This window comes from Janthinobacterium sp. GL_088, assembly GCF_057837845.1.
This window is the reverse complement of the sequence record NZ_CM174453.1, coordinates 4357007-4373840: the sequence shown is the minus strand read 5'-3', so window position 1 is coordinate 4373840 and position 16834 is coordinate 4357007. Positions and strand designations below refer to the sequence as shown.

The following is a 16834-nucleotide window of genomic DNA, read 5'->3' as shown; positions in this document are numbered from 1 at the left end:
TGGATTAGAACCGCGCGCGCAAGGTCAGTTGCGCCTTGCGCGGCTCGCCATAGAAATTGCCCCACGCCGGCGCGCTCACCGTCTGGTAGTAGCGCTTGTCGAGCAAGTTCGTCACGGACAGCGACGCCGTCCAGTTGCGGTCGATCTGGTAGGCGGCGCGCGCGCTCCACAAGGCATACGCGCCTTGCGCCACCTTCACGTCGCGCGTCGTGCGCGAGCTCTCCGTCTGGAAGTTCACGCCGCCGCCCACGCTCCACTTCTGCAAGGCACCGGGCAGGCGGTAGTCGCTCCACGCGCGCAGCATGTGGCGCGGCGAGTAGGTACTGGCGAACATCACGCCTGCGTCCGACGTCTGCTCCAGGTATTTGAAGTTGTTCAGGGAGTAGCCGGCGAACAGCTGCCAGCCCGGCGTCACTTCGCCGCTGATTTCCGCATCGACGCCTTCGCTGCGCACCTTGCCGGTCGAGAAATAGCACTCCGTGCCGCTGGTGCAGATATTGACCAGATCTGCCTCGGCGCGGTTGCGCTGCTCGATGCGGAACAGCGCCAGCGAGGTATTGACCTTGCCGTCGAACAGTTCACCTTTCACGCCCACCTCCAGGTTGCGCCCTTTCAGCGGCTCAAGCAGGGCGCCTTCGGCCGTGCGCTGGTTTTGCGGCTGGAAGATGTCGGAGACGCTGGCGTAGCCGGACCAGCGCTTGTCGAACGCGTAAATGACGCCGCCATACGGCGTGACGACGCCGTTTTCGCGGGACGGATCGAGATATACCTCGCCCGTGTCGCGGTACACGCTGGTCGATTTGAAATTCGATACGCGCGCGCCCGCCACCACGGTGAGCGGGTCGCTGACGCTGAATCGGGCCACGCCATAGGCACCCGTCTGCGTCATGGTGGTCAGGCTGTGGCCGCCGCCATATTGTTCCTTGCGTATCCAGGCATCGCTCGGTTCCGCCACGCCGTGATTCGGTTGCAGCGCGCTGTTGGGCAGCAGCATCTTGGCCAGGCTGTAATCGCTGTCGCTTTCCAGCCGGTTCGTGCTGACACCGGCGCTGAAGCCGTGGCGGCGGCCGAAGGCGTTGAATTTGCCATCGAGCGACAGGTCGAGTCCCTTGTTGGTGGTGCCGTAGTCGAACACGCCCGCGTACATCATCATGCCGGCCATGGTGGCGGGATTGAGCGCGCCCAGGTTGAACATGTATTTCACGTCATGCTGTTCGCGCGTGTAGTTGGCGCTGGCCTTGAGCGACCAGTCTGCATCGAAGCGGTGTTCGAATTCGGCGAAGGCGGCCGTCTGACGGCTGTCCCAGCGGTTCCAGTCCGCGCCCAGGTAGGTCGAGCGGGGCAGTTTCGGGTCGCTGCCATCGAGGTAGCGGGGCATGCCGGAGAAAAACGGCGTTGATTTCAGTTTTTCGTAGCTGGCGCCCGTTGTCAGCTTGCTGCCCGGCGCCAGGTCGAATTCCAGCACGCCGTACAGCACGTCGGTGCGGCTGTCGGCCACGTCATAAAAATAATCGCGCTGGTCGTGCGCGGCCACGACGCGGCCGCGGATGCTGCCCGCCTCGTTCAGGGGGCCGGTGACGTCGACCTCGCCGCGCACGTCGTTCCAGCGGCCGGCGCTGAGCGCCAGCTGCACCTGTTTTTCCGCCAGCGGGCGCTTGCGCACCATGTTGATGGCGGCGCCCGGCGAACCGGTGCCCTGCAACAGGCCCGTGGCGCCGCGCACGATTTCGACGCGATCGAGCATGGCCGTGTTGCTGGTAAAACTGTTCGCCTGCGGGTAGAACATGGCGCGGTTGACGCCATCGAACTGGTAAGTGTCGACCATGAAGCCGCGCGAATACACATAACGCCCGCCCATGGGGCTGTCGTACATGGTGATGCCGGTGGTGTTGGCCAGCACGGCGTCGATGGTATTGAGGTTCTGGTCGTCCATCTTCTGGCGCGTGACGACGCTGACGGATAGCGGAATTTCGCGCAGGGTTTGCACGCCCTTGCCGACGGTGACGGCGCGCGCCGCATACGAGTTGCTGTGCTCACTGACGGGGTCGCGCTCCATGCTGGCGCTGACAGTCACGGGCGCCATGGTCTTTTCCACGCCGGCCGCCGCTGCGGACGCTGGCGCTGCCTGGCGCAGCACATAGGCGCCGTTCGGCAGCTGCACGGCTTCCAGGCCGCTGCCGGCCAGCACCTGGGCAAAACCCTGGCCGACATTGAAGCTGCCGCGCACGCCGGGCGAGCGCAGGCCCCGCGTCTGCGCGGGATCGGTCGACAGGCTGACGCCGGCGGCGACGGCAAAGTCGTTCAGGGCCGTGGCCAGCGGGCCGGCTGGCACGGCGTAGGCTTGCGGTGCTGCAGCGGCAGCCTGGCCTTGCGCCAGGACGGGTGCTGCGACAAAGGCGGCGGGGGCGGCGCAAGCCATGGCGATGACGGCCAGGCGGATGGCGCGCGCGGCGGGATGGAGGACGGGGGTGGTCAGCTGCATGCTCGGTCTTTCTGCTCTAAAGGGATAAGAATTGGCGTGTGAATCGGCTACGTGAATTGGCTACTTAACTAGGAAGCCGAAGCAGCGCAGCGAAACACCAACCCCTGGCGCAAAAAAACTGAAAATAATTACGTGGAGCGGGCCGCCACCGTGGCCCAGTAGCGCGTGAAGTACGTCACTTGCAGCCCGTGCGAGGCGCACAGGCTTTCCAGCACGGCGTCGATATCGTCGAGGCGGTAGGTGCCCGTGACGGGGCGGCGCGCCACTTTGGTGTCGCAGACGAGACGCCCGCGCCGGTAGCGCGCCAGTTCCGCAACCAGTTGTTGCAGCGGCCAGTCGGCCGCCACCAGCATGCCGCGCAGCCAGCTGTCCTGGTGCGCAGGCATGGTCTGCACGTCATCCGCGCCAGTTGCGCTGAAGCGTAGCTGCTGTCCAGCTTCCAGGCGCCGCACGGCATCCGGGCGCGCAGCGCAGCGCACTTCCACGGCATGTTCGTAGACGCTGACGGTGCTGCCATCGCCATCGCAGCGCACGCCGAAGCGCGTGCCCAGCGCGCGGATCACGCCGTGCGGCGTGTCGACGAGGAAGGGGCGCGGGTCGGGCGCCGTCGTGATCATGATTTCGCCATGATGCAGGCGGATGCGGCGGTGCGTGGCGCTGTAAGCGACATCCAGGGCGCTATCCGTATTCACTTCCAGGCGCCCGCCATCGGCCAGGGTGACGTGGCGGCGCTGGCCCGGCGCCGTGCGCAAGGACGCCGTCAGGGCTTGCCATGGGTCCGATTGCAGGCCCACCTGGCCCAGCGCGATGCCGCCGCCGGTTGCCACCAGCAGCGCGAGTATCTTGGCGGCCGCGCGCCGGCGCTGCTGCGCCGCCTGCAGGGCGGGAATCGCCAGTGCTGCCGGTATCGCGCCCAACTGGCCGTCCATACGCTGCAGCAGCTCCCAGGCCCGTTCATGTTCTGCGCTGGCGTCGCGCCATGCCTGCAGCGCTGCCGGGTCGGCGCCGCCGCACTGGAGCTCCACATGCCAGTGGGCGGCGGCGGCCAGCACCTTGCGGGGGATAGTCGACGAAGGGGAGGCGGATGCGGCGAACATCAGGCGGCCGCCAGCATCAGGCATTCCGTATAGGCGCGCACCAGGTGTTTTTTTACGGTGGGCAGGGAGACGCCGAGGCGCCGGCTGATGTCGACATAACTGAGCTCCTCTATTTGCGCCAGCAGGAAGATGGCCCGCGTGCGGGCACCCAGGCCGTCGAGCAGGCGGTCGATGGCGAGCAGGGTTTCGATAATGATGGCATGCGTTTCGGCGCACATCGATACAGGCTCGGCTTGCTGCGCCAGCGCTTCCAGGTAAGCTTGCTCCAGCGCCTGGCGCCGGTAGCGGTCGATCAGCAAGCCGCGCGCAATGGTCGCCAGGTAGCCGCGCGGCTCGCGCAGGGGCGCCAGCGGTGTCACCTCGCGCTTGCCCATCAGGCGCAAGAACGTATCCTGCGCCAGGTCGGCCGCCTCGGCGCGGTTGCCCAGCTTGCCGCGCAGCCAGCCATACAGCCAGCCGTGGTGCTCGCTGTACAGGGTTTTCAGGTGGACGGCATGGACGGCATGGACGGGACTGACGGTACTCACTGCGTTCTCCAGGCAAGGAAAGGGCTGGGCTGACGGAACGCGGGGTGCCGGCTGGCTGGGCTGTTTGAGAATGATACTCATTATCACATTGCCACGCTGCCGGCGTCAATTGGCGTCGCCGCCCAGGCGCCAGCGTAGCTGCCATTGTTGCAGATTTGCCCAAGCTTGCTGCAGGGCAGCGGCGGACCAGTGCAGCAGGCTGTCCAGCGCCAGCACAGTGCGGCGCAGGTGGATGCCGTCAAAAAACACGTGATCGGCCACGATGGTGGCGGCCAGCCAGGCGGCGATGATGACGATGATGTCGTGGCGGCCGCTTTTCCACCAGCGCAGCGAGTGGCGGCGGAAAATCCATGGCACGCCCAGCGGATTGGGCCAGTCGGCCAGCAGATGCATGATGCCGCCGGCGGCAAAGCCGAACAGGGGCGGCGCCCACAGGTGGTGCGGCAATTGCAGGTAGGTGTAGACGAGCAGGGCGATCCACGCCAGGCCCCAGTGCGTCCATGTGCGGTGCGTGATCCACAGCCGGTGCGTGCGCGCCCACCAGGCCACTTCCAGCCAGTCCGGCGCCGTGCCGCCCAGCGCGCCCATGACAAAGGCGAGCATGCTCAGCACTTGATAGGGACCACCGGCGCCAGCGTGCGCGACCAGGGCCGCGGCGATCACGCCGGCAGCCCAACCGGTCGCATGATGCGCTTTGTTGGAAGCCATAGAAAATGTAAAACGCCATGCGGGCGCTGTGTGAAATGCAGGGGATATTAACTGGATGAATATACAGTATGCAAGGGCTTGGAGGGGTGCTATTTGCAGAATATCGGCCGATAATTTGTTAAATTGTGTGTCGGGAGAGCTTGGCCAGCGGACTCGGCAAGTCATGCCGGGCGGTCAATTGTGTTGTGTGGCTGATAATGTAATCGGCGCAGGGCGCGCTATGCTGAAAGCAGTCCTGTGTTTTGAAGAGGTGTCGCCATGAAAATCCCGCGCGAATTGCAGATTCCCGCCATCGTATTTACGCTGGAAGCGGTGTTTATTTTTGGGCTGTCGATGATTTTCCTGGTACTGGTACCGCGCTAGCTAGTGTTTGAGAGCCGTTGTATCAGGCGGTTAGCACGCTATCGCACAGCGCAGCACCTTCGGTGCGGATGATCCAGCATTCCGGATACGGTTCACTGGCGAAGCGGTTATGGCGCGCAAAGCCGCTGAGCTTGTCGAGCGCGGTGGCAGGGGCCAGCGCGGTTTCCTTTCCGCTGGCCGTATCGATGTGCCAGAAACCACCGTTGCGGTGGAAGAGCACGGGCAGGCAGCTGGCCTGCGGCGTGGCAAGGTGGCTTGCCGGCGTGGGCTGGGCTTCTGGCAGCAGCAGGTAAAAACACTCGGCGCGGGCGCCGTGGTCGATGCGGTGCAGGATCACGCCGTGCGCGAGCAGGGCCGTGACGCTGAGCACGACGATGCCCTTGATGCTGGCAGATAATTCGATGCGCATGCCCAGGCGCAGGGCGACGGGCTTGTGCTTGCCGGGCCATACGCCGTCGAGCAGCACGCCATAGCGCGATACGTCCTCGATTTCAAAGCCTTGCTGGCCGCGCCGGATGATGGCGTGGCGGCCCGACAGGCGGCGCGTCAAGCCATTGTTGTCCTGGCCGTCGGGACTGAAATGGCTGAGCAGCACATCGGCTTCCGGGTCGACCAGCTCAAAACGCCCCAGCATGCATTCTTCCAGCGCGAACAGGCGGATCTGGCGCTGTTCGCCCGCTTCCGGCGCCGCATTGACGAGGCAGGCGGCCTGGCTCGGGTGCGGATGGCAGTGGCTGGCGGCGGGCAGGTCGACCTCGATCAACTCTTCGTCCCAGGCGATGGTGGTAAAGCCCATGTCGATCTTGCCTTGTGGCGCAGACAGGTCCACGTGGGCAATGCCGGCATTGCGTGCCGTCACGTCGAGGTTGCAGCCGTCGCCGCCCGTGACGCGGGCAATCGACGCGTCGTCGGCCATCACGCGCACGTTCTTGTGGGTGCTGAGGAAGATCTGGTGGATCTCCGTCAGGGTGGCGTCGCGGCGTGGCACGAGGATGACAAACGTGCATACCCATTTCTGCGCCACGGCGCCATCGATGTGGCTGTGTACTTCGACTTCGATCTGGTATTGCCCGTGTTCCTTGTTGCGCGAGGAAAACTCGACAAACACGGGACGCCAGTCGCCGCGCGTGGTGCGCACGAAATCATGCTGCACGTGGCCGCGCGGGATCAGGTCCGAGCGCAGGCGCAAGGTCAGCTGCGGCGCGCAGGCGGCGCTCATGCCGCGCAATTCCATTTTTAATGTTTGCCGTCCGCCTGCCGCGCGCGGATCGAAGCCGCTGATGTGCAGGTGGGCTTGCACGGGCTGGTAAGCAGGATGGGCGGCTGTGGCAACCGTGGCGACGGCGGCAGGCGAAGCCGCTGGCGTGGACGCCGGCATCGCCGTGGGAATGCGGCTGGGCAGCGCTGGCGCGACTATGCCCATCAGCGGTGCGGTAACGGCGTCAGCAGCAGGGGCGTGCGCATTCTCCGTTGCCGATGGCTCGGAACGGGCGCTGCGCAGTGCGGTCAACAGGTCGTAGCTGCTGGGGGCAGTCGTTGCTTGCGGGTGGTTGCCCGCGCAGACTGTTTCCCCAGGCAAGACCCAGAACGTACAGTGCGGGTGCTCCGGGTTGCTGCATTTTTTCATGACATTCTGACTCGAATCGAGCGGGGACATTTTGCCCTCTGTTATACATGAGAGCTTACGCGCTTTTGCGCTTGCTTGGCAACTTTCACGACACCGGAATGCGCTCTTTTTACCCAAATTCATGCGCCTGATCACAGCTTGTCATGCCTGCCATGGAAACTATTGCTCAAAAACACATTTTATATCTTTCTAGATATGTAATTTGATATCGCATGGAATTTCTTTCCCACCGATGCGCGTGCGTGCCGGCTGGGCATTTTAGGCGCGCGATGCGAGCCTCGCGGCATTTTTGCATTATGCTGGTGCAACCGTTACCCCACACGCCGCCTGACGCCGAAAGACGACCATGCCTGTCCAACGTCCGTTCCAGCTTGCCATAGCCTATGGCGCCACCTTGTGCGTATTCCTGGCCATCGATGCCCTGTGGCTGGCGGTGCTGATGAAACCCGTGTACGCCGCGGCGCTGGGGCCGTTACTGGCGGAGTCTCCCCGCTGGGCGCCGGCCGTGCTGTTTTATTTGCTGTACGTGGCGGGATTGCTGGTCTTCGCCATCTTGCCCGGCCTGCGCGTGCGCCGCGGACGCACGGCGGCAGCGCTGGGGGCGCTGCTCGGCCTGCTTGCCTACGGCACCTATGATTTGAGCAACTATGCGACCTTGCGCGACTGGCCGCTGGCCTTGACGGTGATCGACATGGCCTGGGGCGCCGTGCTGTCGTCCGTGTCGGCGTCGGCCGGTTATCTGGCTGCTAGCCGCCTGGGGCGGTGAATTCCGCATCGAAGCGCAGCGCCACCACGGTAATGTTGTCGCTATGCAAGCCTTTTGGCGGATGCGAGAGGAAATCGTCGAACAGGGCGCTGACGGCCTGTGCCGCAGTCTTGCCGGCACACAGGGCGGGCCAGCGGGCCGTGAGAGCTGGCGGATCCTCGCAAGCCCAGAAACCATCGCTGGCCAGCAGATAGTGGGCGCCGGGCCGCACGCGCAGCACGCGGCGGTCGCCCAGGTGCGCGAGGAAGGGCGGCAAGGTGGCTGCATCGAGGCTGCGCAGGGGCTTGTCGAGCTGCAAGCTGTCGCTGATGGCGTTACCTAAAATGAATGCCTGCGAGATTTGCGGATGGTGCTCGCCATGCACGGCGGCACGCCAGCGCGTCTCGTCGAGCGCGCCGCGCATGGCGTACACGGTGGCCGGCACGTGGTCCACGGTGAGGATGCTGGCCGTGCCGTCGGCGATTTCATACAGGCGCGAATCGCCCACGTGATACAGCAGCGGCGCTTCGCCGGGCGGCACTTCCAGCAAGGTCAGGGTGGTGCCGGGCGGTCGCGCCTGGGCTGGCGCGGCACTGGCGAAACTGTCCTGCAGCCGTGTGTGCAACTCGTCGAGCCTGGTCGCCAGGCTGACCGTGTCGAGGCAGGCGGGCATGGCCAGCAAGCCTTGAACGGCCGCTTCCGCCGCTTCGCGCCCGTGGCCGTGGCCGCCCATGCCGTCGAGCACGGCGGCGCGCACGTGGCCGCGCGGCCAGCCCGGCACCTGGCAGTGGAACGGCGCCTGCCGCGACAGGCAGACGGCGTGGCCGCTGGCGTCGATCAGCAGGAAGTTGTCCTGGTTTTCGCGGCGCGGCAGGGGGCCGGCACCTACGCTGGTGCCAGCGGCGGCATCGAGCCAGGCGCCGAAGTCGAGCTCGTCTTTGATTAAATGCATCGGTTGGTGCGGTCCAGGCGGCCAGCAATGTTGATCATAGGACACAGCTTAGCCGATATTGTGTGGGCGCGATACCTTGCTCATTTCGCAAAAAAACCTGCGGCAGCAGGCTGGCGCAGGTTTTTCATGGTGCAAGTGCAGGGCGGTGCTTAACGGCGATGGCCCCAGCCGTGGCCACGGCCATGGTCGTGGTCATAATAGTCGCGGCGGCCATGGTCGCGGTAGTAGCCGCGGCCCGGTTGCACGTAGACGACAGCAGGCGGGCCGTAATAGCGTGGTGGCGGCGCGTAATATACTGGCTGCGGGGCAGGGGCGTAATACACGGGCTGCGGCGCAGGCGCATAATAGGTTTCGCGGTAACCGCCGCGATAACCGCCACGGTCGTAATAACGGTCATTCGTGCTGATGCTGTTGCCGACGGCGGCGCCAAGCACGCCACCGACGATCGCGCCATTGCGGCCGCCGGTGCTGTTGCCAATGGCCGCTCCGACAACGGCGCCTGCAACGGTATTGAAGTCGCGGTCACCGGCGACTGCGGCCGAAGACACAGCCACTGCCGCTACCATTACCGCACCCAGGAGTTTCTTGTTCAACATGGCATTTCCTTCCATTCCGGCGAGATCACAATGATCTGCATGGAGTGGACTATATCTGCTGTCGCCGGCATGTTCCACGTCTAATACAACTTATTACAATCCTGCCCCGGCGGTAACAAGTCAGCGCAGGCGTGCCTGCCATTCGGGACGCAGCAGGCTGTACATTTTGACATCGCGCATCACGCCATTGATAAAGAAGGCCTGGCGCAGCAAGCCTTCCTGGGTAAAGCCATTCTTTTGCGCGATGCGCTCGGAACCGATGTTCAGCGGGTCCATCAGCAGTTCCAGCCGGTGATACGGATAGGCGTTGAACAGGTAGTCGACCAACAGGCGCGTCGCTTCGCTGATGTAGCCGCGTCCGTCCCGCTGCCGGTCGAACAGGCGGTAGCCGATCTCGCGCGAGGCTGGCGTGCGGCTCTTGAAGTGCGTGATCGTGCCGATGATGTGCTGGGCGTGATCTTCGATGAGGAACAGTTCGCTATCCTCTGTCACGAAGCCCGATTGCAGGAAGTCGCGTCGCATGGCCTCGGGCGACTTGAACTGCATCGAGAAAAACTCGCCGCGCGAAGGCAGGTCGTTGACGAGGGAAATATAGGTATTCAGGTCGGCGGCCTGCAAATGCCGGACGGTACAGAGTGTTCCCTTGAGCATGGCGGTTTCCGGTAGCGATCACGATCCTGATGGTAATCGACTCTTGGGGAAACAGGCAATCGATGCCGTAAAAGTTGCTGCAATGACAGAATAAATACGCTATCGTAGAAAAAGTCGCGCCTTGCCCATGGCCACGGCGTACCCGCTCCGACCTCGTAGACTGGATTTGAACACATGCATAGCATCCTGACTGGCGCGCCACTGCGCCGTTCCGCAGTATCCCTTGCCCTTGGCTGCATCGTCAGCGCCGGCGCCTTTGCCGCCGCGCCAGGCAATACGCCGCAAGCGCTGGCACAGGTGCGCGACACCGCGCTGCAAAGCGACTGGGCATATGCCCGCCTGGCCGACATGACGGATCTGATCGGCCCGCGCCTGTCCGGCTCCGCCGGCGCCGCCGCCGCCGTGCAGCAAGTGGCCGACACCATGCGCCAGCTGGGCGCCAAAGTCACCCTGCAGCCCGTGAAAGTGCCGCACTGGGTGCGCGGCGTGGAAACAGCGGAAATCGTCGACTACGCCGGCCGTCCGCAGGGCGTCAGCCAGCGCGTGGTGCTCACCGCCCTGGGCGGCTCCGGCGCCACGCCGGCCGCCGGCCTGACGGCGCCCGTGATCATCGTCAAAAGCCTGGAAGAACTCAAGGCCCGCGCGGCGGAAGTGAAGGGCGCTATCGTGCTGATCGACACGCCGTTCGACCAGGAGATGGCCGAGCGGGGCCTGGCCGGCGTCACCTATGGCCAGGGTTCGCGCTCGCGCTTCCTCGGACCGAAGGCGGCGGCCGACCTGGGTGCGGCCGCCGCGCTGGTGCGCTCGGTCGGCGGCGCCGATTTCCGCATCCCGCACGCGGGCGCCACAGGTCTCGACGAGAATAAACGCATTCCGGCCGCGGCCGTCACTGTGGAAGACGCCTTGCTGATGGGCCGCCTGGCCGCGCGCGGCCCTCTGAAAATGCACCTGACCCTGACGCCGCAAAACCTGCCGGAAGCGGACAGCTACAACGTCATCGCCGACTGGCCGGGCACGGACAAGGCCGACGAAGTGGTGGTGGTTTCGGGCCACCTCGACTCCTGGGACCTGGCGACCGGTGCGCACGACGACGGCGCCGGCGTGGTGGCGGCCATGGGCGTGGTGGAGACCCTGAAAAAGCTCGACTACCGCCCGCGCCGCACCATCCGCGTGATCGCCTGGATGAACGAGGAAAACGGCGGCCGTGGCGGCCAGGCCTATTTCGAGGCCCACAAGCAGGCGCTCGGCAAGCAATATGCGGCCATCGAGATGGACAGCGGCGCCGGCCGCCCGTTCGGCATCCTCGCCAGCGTGGGGCCGAAGTCGGAAAAACTGTTCGCGCCCCTGCGCGCGGCGCTGCTGCCGATGGGCGCGCACGCGTTCACGCGCCGGGACGCGCTGGGCACGGGGGACTTGCACCGCCTGGAAACGGGCGGCGTGCCCAGCTTCGAGCCGCTGGTCGATAGCCACAGTTACTTCCACTACCACCACACGGCGGCCGACACCTTGGACAAGGTCGACCCGGATAACCTGAAGCGCAACGTGGCGCTGATGTCGTCGCTGGCCTGGTTCCTGGCCAATATCGACGGCGAGATTGGCCGCGCGCCGGAGCAGGGCGAGTAAGCGCCAGCAACGCGTGCTCAGGTAAAAACCATGTCGCTACCCGACCTGAACCTGTTGATCACCCTCGATGCGCTGCTGGCCGAAGGCAGCGTCACGCGCGCCGCGCGGCGCTTGCGTTTGAGTCCATCGGCCATGAGCCGCGCCCTGGCGCGCCTGCGCGAGACGACCGGCGATCCGCTGCTGGTGCGCGCCGGCCGTGAACTGGTGCCCACGCCGCGCGCGCTGGAGCTGCGCGCAAGAGTCGGCCCCCTGTTGAACGAGGTGCTGGGCGTGCTGGGACCGGCGCAGCAGCTCGATCCGCGCCAGCTGGAGCAGACTTTCACGCTGCGTGCGAGCGACGGTTTCGTGGAAAATTTCGGTCCGGCGCTGCTCGCGCATATCGGCGCGCAAGCGCCGGGCGTGCGTTTGCGCTTCGTGCAAAAGTTAGACCGCGAAAGCGTGCAGCTGCGCGAGGGCAGCATCGACCTGGAAACGGGCGTGATCGGCAGTCTTACCAGCCCGGAAGTGCGCACGCGCAGGCTGTTCGGCGACCGTTTCGTGGGCGTGGTGCGCAGCGGCCATGCGCTGGCGCAAGGCGAGATCAGCGCCGAGCGCTATGCGGCCGGCCAGCATGTGCTGGTGGCGCGGCGCGACCAGGATACGGGGCCGATGGACGATGCGCTGGCCGCGCTGGGATTGCAGCGCACGATCGCCAGCATCGTCGGCGGCTTCACGGCGGCGCTGGCGCTGGCCGCCGGCTCGGACCTGATCGCCACCGTGCCGGAACGGCATACGGGCAATCTGCGCGCCGGCATGTTCAGCTTTGCGCTGCCGCTGCGCATGCCGGAGCTGACCGTGTCGCTGATGTGGCATCCGCGCATGGATGCCGACCCGGCCCACCGCTGGCTGCGCGGCTGCGTGGTCGACGCCTGCGCCGGCCAGATCGGCGCCGTTTGACGCCGCCGGCGCCTGTCTTCTAGCGCTGCACCGGTCCGTCGAAGCCGCCCGCCATGGCCGTGTAGCCATGGGCCGTGGCGATGGCCACGTCGCGGTGGGCCGTCACCAGCTGCTCCTGCGTGGCCAGCGCGATGCGCTCTGCTTCGAGCACGCCGAGCAGGCTTTCCGCGCCTTCCTGGTAGCGCACCCTGGCCAGGCGCGCGCTGTCCTGCGCCAGCTGGTGCGCCTCGCGCAGTGCCGCATGGCGGCTGCGCAGCTGCACCCATTGCGCGATGGCGCTGTCGGTTTCTTCCAGCGCCAGCGCCAGTGCCTTGTCGAAGCTGGCCTGCGCGGCCAGCACGTCGGCGCCGGCCGCGCGGGCGCGGGCGCGGCGCGTGCCGCCATCGAACAGCGGCAGGGTAAAGGCGGCGCCCGCATGCCAGCGCGCCGCGTCGCCGTCATGCCAGTCGCCGGCCACTCCGGAGGCGCCGAACAGCGCGCCCAGGCTGATGCGCGGGAAGCGCTCGGCGATGGCGGCGCCTTCGCGCGCGCTGGCCGCCGCCAGCGCGCGTTCGGCCGCGCGCACGTCGGGCCGGCGCAGCAGCAGGTGGGCCGGTTCATCCGTCAGCAGGGTCTGCGGCAGCGTCAGCGGCATCGGCTGGTCGAGCGCCGCCAGTTCCGGCGCATCGAGCCGCTGCCCCGTGAGGGTCGCCAGGCGGTTGCGCGCCGCGCGCTCATCAAAGTTCAGGCTGGGAAGGCGGGCGCTGGCCAGGCGCATCTGCGCCTCGGCGCGCATGCGTTCGGCCGGCGCGGCGCGGCCCGCGCTTTCGCGCTCGCGCACCAGCCGCAAGGTGCCGGACTGGTTGGCTAATTGTTCTTCCAGGCTGGCGCGCATCTGCTGCGCGCCGCGCAGCGTCAGGTAGGCGTCCACCACCTGCGCCAGGATCAGGCGCCGCACGTCGTCGCGCACGGCGGCGCGTTCGTCCGCCGTGGCCTCGGCCGCGGCGATGCTGTGGCGCACGCGGCCGAACAGGTCGAGTTCCCAGCTGAAGACGGCGTTCCACTGTACCGGCGAAGCGATGTGCGGCTGGCCGTCGCGGCTCCCGATCGCCGCCAGACGCGCGCGCCCGGCCTGGACATCGAGGTCCGCCGCCGGCAGGCGGGCGCCGCGCGCCGCTTGCGCAAATTCGCTGGCGCTGGCCAGGCGCGCGGCGGCGATGCGCACGTCGTCATTGTCGTGCCAGGCGCGTTGCACTAATTGCTCCAGCCTGGCGTCGCCCAGTGCTTGCCACCACAGCGCTGGCGGTGCGCCGGCCTGCAGCTCCGGTGCGCCGGCTGCCGAGGGCAGGACCGGCAGCTGCGCAATATCGAGCGCCCGCGTCGCCGTGGGCGTGCCGACGCTGCAGCCGGCCAGGGCCAGCAGCGTGGCCGCCAGCAAAGGCGCCGCGCGGCGCCGGCTCAGCAAGGTGAAAAACAACGGTGTAAACAACAGGCCGGACACGGTCACGCCCAGCATGCCGGCGAAGACGGCCGTGCCCATCGACTGGCGCATTTCCGCGCCCGCGCCGGAAGACAGCATCAGCGGTATCGCGCCCAGCAAAAAGGCCAGCGACGTCATGAGGATGGGCCGCAGGCGCGTGCGGGCGGCGGCGATGGCCGCCTCACGCGCATCGGCGCCGGCCGCCATCGCCTGGCGCGCGAATTCGACGATCAGGATGGCATTCTTGGCCGCCAGGCCGATCAGCACCACGATGCTGATCTGCGTCAGCACGTTGTTGTCCAGGCCGCGCCACGACACGCCGACCAGCGTGGCCAGCACGCAGCTGGGCACGATCAGCACGACGGACAGGGGCAGCAGCCAGCTTTCAAACAGGGCCGCCAGCAGCAAATATACGAGCAGCACGGCCAGGCCCAGCACCATGCCGGTGCTGCCGCTCGCGTGTTTTTCCTGCAGCGCCAGTTCCGTCCACTCGTAGTCGAAGCCGTCCGGTAGGCGCGCCTTGAGCAGTTCTTCCATCGCGGCGATGGTTTGCCCCGTCGAGTAGCCAGGCCTGGTGCTGCCCTGGATTTCGGCCGCGGGATACAGGTTGTAGCGCGGCACGCGGAATGGCGCCGTGCCTTCGCTGAAGGCGGCCACGCTGCCCAGCGGGACCATGTCGCCGTTGGCGGTGCGCGTCTTCAGGGCTGCCAGGTCGGCCACGCTGCGCCGGTAGGGCGCGTCCGCCTGGGCGGTGACGCGCCACACCCGGCCCATCAGGTTCATGTCGTTGACGAACACGGGCGCCATGTAGCTTTGCAGGGTTTCGTTGAGGCGCAGCAGCGGCACGCCCAGGTATTCGGCCTTGGTGCGGTCCAGCTCGACCTTGATCTGCGGGCTCATGGCGTTGAACGGCGTGAAGGCGCCCGTTACCGAGGGCAGCTTGCCCGCTTCCTCGACGATGGCGCGCGCGGCCGTCTGCAAGGCTTGCGGTCCCTGGCCGCCCGTGTCGCGCAGCATCAGCTTGAAGCCGCCACCCGTGCCGATGCCGCGCACGGACGGCGGCGGTATCACCATCACGCGCGCCGTGCTGATGGGCGCCAGCATGGCGCGCATGGCGGCCAGCATGGCCGGGCCGTCCAGGCCATCGCTGGCGCGCGCGCCGAAGTCCTTGAACATGGTGAAGATGACGGCCGTGTTGGGCGCGGACGTAAACGTGGCGCCATCGGTGCCGACGAAGGCGGCCGTGTGGGCCACGCCGGGGTGGCTCAACAGGCGGGCCGTGGCATCCTGCACCACTTCGCTGGTGCGCGCCAGGGTCGAACCGGCCGGCAGCTGGATCGAGACGATGGCGTAGCCGCGGTCCAGCTGCGGCACGAAACCATGCGGCGTCACGTCCAGGCGCCACAGGGTCAAGCCCGCCAGCAGCAGGTACACGGGCAGCATCAGCCAGCGCCGCGAGAGGATGCGCCCCGTCAGCCGCACGTAGCCGCCCGTCAGGCGGGAAAAGCCGCGGTTGAAAATGCGCATCCAGCGCGCGCCCAGGCTGTTGGCATCGTGCCTCGGCTTGAGCAGCAGCGCGGCCAGGGCCGGCGACAGCGTCAGCGACACCAGCGCCGAGATCACGGTGGAGGCGGCGATGGTGACGGCGAACTGGCGGTAGAACATGCCGGAGATGCCGTCGATGAAGGCCGTCGGCACGAAGACCGCCACCAGCACCAGCGCGATGGCGACCAGGGCAAAGCCCACTTCGTCCATGCTGCGCTGCGCCGCGGCGACGGGGCTCATGCCGTCCTCCATGTGCCGCTCGACGTTTTCCACTACCACGATGGCGTCATCGACGACGATGCCGATGGCCAGCACCAGGCCGAACAATGACAGGGTATTGAGGCTATAGCCCATCGCCGCCAGCACGCTGAAGGTGCCGACGAGGGACACGGGAATGGCCAGGATGGGAATGATGGCGGCGCGCCACGAGCCGAGGAACAGCAGCATGGCCAGGCACACCAGCAGGGCCGCCTCGAAGATGGTGTCGCGCACCTTGTCGATCGAGGAGCGGATGAATTCAGTCGGATTGTAATAGCTGTGGTAGGCGACGTCCTGCGGGAAATCGGCTTCCATCCTGGCCAGCAGGTCCAGCACGCGGTCGCCCGTGGCCAGCGCGTTCGAGCCGGGCAGCAGGCTGATGCTCAGCGCGATGGCCGTGCGGTTGTCGACGAAGCCGCTTTCCGTGTAATCCTGCGCGCCCATCTCGACGCGCGCCACGTCGCGCAGGCGCACCACGCCGCCGCCGGCATGGGCGGCCACGACGATGGCTTCGAATTCGGCCACGTCGCGCAGGCGGCTTTGCGCCTGCACCTGTACCTGGAAGGCGCCGTCGCTGCCGCCGGGCGGCTGGTTCAATACGCCGCCAGCGACCTGGGAATTAGCTTGCCGCACCGCCGCGATCACTTCCGGCGCCGTCAATCCCAGCGAGGCCACGCGCGCCGGGTCGAGCCAGATGCGCATCGAGAAGTCGCGCGCACCGCGCGTGTAGATGTCGCCCACGCCTTCGACGCGGGCCAGCTTGTCCTTGATGGCCGTGCCGATGAAGTTGGAAATGTATTGCTGGTCGCGCGTGCCTTTGGGCGAATCGAACAGCACCACCATCAGCTGGTCGGGCGATGCCTTCTTGACGGCCAGCCCCAGGCGCCGCACGGCATCGGGCAGGCGCGCCTCGGCCACCGCCACGCGGTTCTGCACCAGCGACTGGGCCTGTTCGACGTTGGTGCCCGCCTTGAACACCACGCTGATGGTCAGCTTGCCGTCGCCCACCGATTGCGAGGACAGGTAGAGCATGCCGTCGACGCCGTTGATTTCCTGTTCGATCGGCGCGGCGACGGTATCGGCGATTTCCTGCGCCGAGGCGCCAGGATAGTTGGCCTTCACGGTCACCGTGGGCGGCACGATCTCGGGAAACTCCGAGATCGGCAGGCGCATGGCCGATACTGCACCCACCAGGGTGATGAGGATGGACAGCACGATGGCAAACACGGGGCGGCGGATGAAAAATCGGGAAAAACGCATGCTCT

At 66.6% G+C, this 16834-nt stretch carries 12 protein-coding genes; 3 read left to right on the top strand and 9 right to left on the bottom strand.

Annotated features, from left to right (window positions below; translation table 11 throughout):
* Positions 1–4: 4 nt before the first annotated feature.
* The 5 genes from AC3IQ7_RS19470 to AC3IQ7_RS19450 all read right to left on the bottom strand — a co-directional run bounded on the left by AC3IQ7_RS19470 (position 5) and on the right by AC3IQ7_RS19450 (position 6804).
* The gene (locus AC3IQ7_RS19470) at positions 5–2482 is read right to left on the bottom strand and encodes a TonB-dependent siderophore receptor (RefSeq protein ID WP_489207081.1); all 2478 of its coding nucleotides are present in this window, start codon (positions 2480–2482) and stop codon (positions 5–7) included.
* 128 nt (positions 2483–2610) lie between these two features.
* A complete protein-coding gene (locus AC3IQ7_RS19465) occupies positions 2611–3579 on the bottom strand; it encodes a FecR domain-containing protein (protein ID WP_489207080.1) in 969 nt (322 codons plus the stop codon).
* Positions 3579–4106: a sigma-70 family RNA polymerase sigma factor gene (locus AC3IQ7_RS19460; protein ID WP_322427787.1), complete on the bottom strand. Its 528-nt coding sequence runs from the start codon at positions 4104–4106 to the stop codon at positions 3579–3581. Before AC3IQ7_RS19460 ends, AC3IQ7_RS19465 begins: the two co-directional genes overlap by 1 nt.
* Positions 4107–4211: 105 nt before the next feature.
* Positions 4212–4814: a metal-dependent hydrolase gene (locus tag AC3IQ7_RS19455; RefSeq protein WP_489207079.1), complete on the bottom strand. Its 603-nt coding sequence runs from the start codon at positions 4812–4814 to the stop codon at positions 4212–4214.
* A gap of 385 nt (positions 4815–5199) precedes the next feature.
* A complete protein-coding gene (locus tag AC3IQ7_RS19450) occupies positions 5200–6804 on the bottom strand; it encodes an FHA domain-containing protein (protein ID WP_489207078.1) in 1605 nt (534 codons plus the stop codon).
* Positions 6805–7150: 346 nt separating this feature from the next.
* Here AC3IQ7_RS19450 and AC3IQ7_RS19445 point away from each other — a divergent pair, with 346 nt between their 5' ends.
* Entirely contained in the window at positions 7151–7570 is a 420-nt protein-coding gene (locus tag AC3IQ7_RS19445) for a DUF2177 family protein (protein ID WP_099378759.1), read from the top strand.
* On the opposite strand, the gene AC3IQ7_RS19440 is transcribed toward AC3IQ7_RS19445, so the two are convergent.
* The 3 genes from AC3IQ7_RS19440 to AC3IQ7_RS19430 form a co-directional block, all read right to left on the bottom strand.
* Positions 7551–8501: a PP2C family protein-serine/threonine phosphatase gene (locus AC3IQ7_RS19440; protein WP_489207077.1), complete on the bottom strand. Its 951-nt coding sequence runs from the start codon at positions 8499–8501 to the stop codon at positions 7551–7553. The genes AC3IQ7_RS19445 and AC3IQ7_RS19440 overlap by 20 nt on opposite strands.
* Before the next feature lie 149 nt (positions 8502–8650).
* Positions 8651–9097 (bottom strand): glycine zipper 2TM domain-containing protein, encoded by a 447-nt coding sequence (locus AC3IQ7_RS19435; RefSeq protein ID WP_099378761.1) that lies wholly within the window; start codon positions 9095–9097, stop codon positions 8651–8653.
* 120 nt (positions 9098–9217) lie between these two features.
* Positions 9218–9748 (bottom strand): GNAT family N-acetyltransferase, encoded by a 531-nt coding sequence (locus AC3IQ7_RS19430; RefSeq protein ID WP_099378762.1) that lies wholly within the window; start codon positions 9746–9748, stop codon positions 9218–9220.
* A 174-nt stretch (positions 9749–9922) separates the two neighbouring features.
* On the opposite strand from AC3IQ7_RS19430, the gene AC3IQ7_RS19425 reads away from it, so the two are divergent.
* Together AC3IQ7_RS19425 and AC3IQ7_RS19420 are read left to right on the top strand one after the other, a co-directional pair.
* Positions 9923–11371, top strand: coding sequence for a M20/M25/M40 family metallo-hydrolase (locus tag AC3IQ7_RS19425; RefSeq protein ID WP_489207076.1), 1449 nt, complete (start codon positions 9923–9925; stop codon positions 11369–11371).
* Positions 11372–11401: 30 nt separating this feature from the next.
* On the top strand, positions 11402–12307 hold the full coding sequence (locus AC3IQ7_RS19420; RefSeq protein ID WP_099378764.1) for a LysR family transcriptional regulator: 906 nt from the start codon (positions 11402–11404) through the stop codon (positions 12305–12307).
* A 19-nt stretch (positions 12308–12326) separates the two neighbouring features.
* Here the strand turns inward: AC3IQ7_RS19420 and AC3IQ7_RS19415 are convergent, their stop codons facing one another.
* Entirely contained in the window at positions 12327–16829 is a 4503-nt protein-coding gene (locus AC3IQ7_RS19415) for a multidrug efflux RND transporter permease subunit (protein ID WP_489207075.1), read from the bottom strand.
* Positions 16830–16834 lie beyond the last annotated feature (5 nt).

Excerpts from the sequence above, each read along its gene's own strand:
- AC3IQ7_RS19430 (WP_099378762.1), bottom strand. The coding sequence starts at position 9,748 with ATGCTCAAGGGAACACTCTGTACCGTCCGGCATTTGCAGGCCGCCGAC.
- AC3IQ7_RS19420 (WP_099378764.1), top strand. The coding sequence starts at position 11,402 with ATGTCGCTACCCGACCTGAACCTGTTGATCACCCTCGATGCGCTGCTG.
- AC3IQ7_RS19415 (WP_489207075.1), bottom strand. The coding sequence starts at position 16,829 with ATGCGTTTTTCCCGATTTTTCATCCGCCGCCCCGTGTTTGCCATCGTG.
- AC3IQ7_RS19455 (WP_489207079.1), bottom strand. The coding sequence starts at position 4,814 with ATGGCTTCCAACAAAGCGCATCATGCGACCGGTTGGGCTGCCGGCGTG.
- AC3IQ7_RS19445 (WP_099378759.1), top strand. The coding sequence starts at position 7,151 with ATGCCTGTCCAACGTCCGTTCCAGCTTGCCATAGCCTATGGCGCCACC.
- AC3IQ7_RS19465 (WP_489207080.1), bottom strand. The coding sequence starts at position 3,579 with ATGTTCGCCGCATCCGCCTCCCCTTCGTCGACTATCCCCCGCAAGGTG.
- AC3IQ7_RS19450 (WP_489207078.1), bottom strand. The coding sequence starts at position 6,804 with ATGAAAAAATGCAGCAACCCGGAGCACCCGCACTGTACGTTCTGGGTC.
- AC3IQ7_RS19470 (WP_489207081.1), bottom strand. The coding sequence starts at position 2,482 with ATGCAGCTGACCACCCCCGTCCTCCATCCCGCCGCGCGCGCCATCCGC.
- AC3IQ7_RS19435 (WP_099378761.1), bottom strand. The coding sequence starts at position 9,097 with ATGTTGAACAAGAAACTCCTGGGTGCGGTAATGGTAGCGGCAGTGGCT.
- AC3IQ7_RS19425 (WP_489207076.1), top strand. The coding sequence starts at position 9,923 with ATGCATAGCATCCTGACTGGCGCGCCACTGCGCCGTTCCGCAGTATCC.
- AC3IQ7_RS19440 (WP_489207077.1), bottom strand. The coding sequence starts at position 8,501 with ATGCATTTAATCAAAGACGAGCTCGACTTCGGCGCCTGGCTCGATGCC.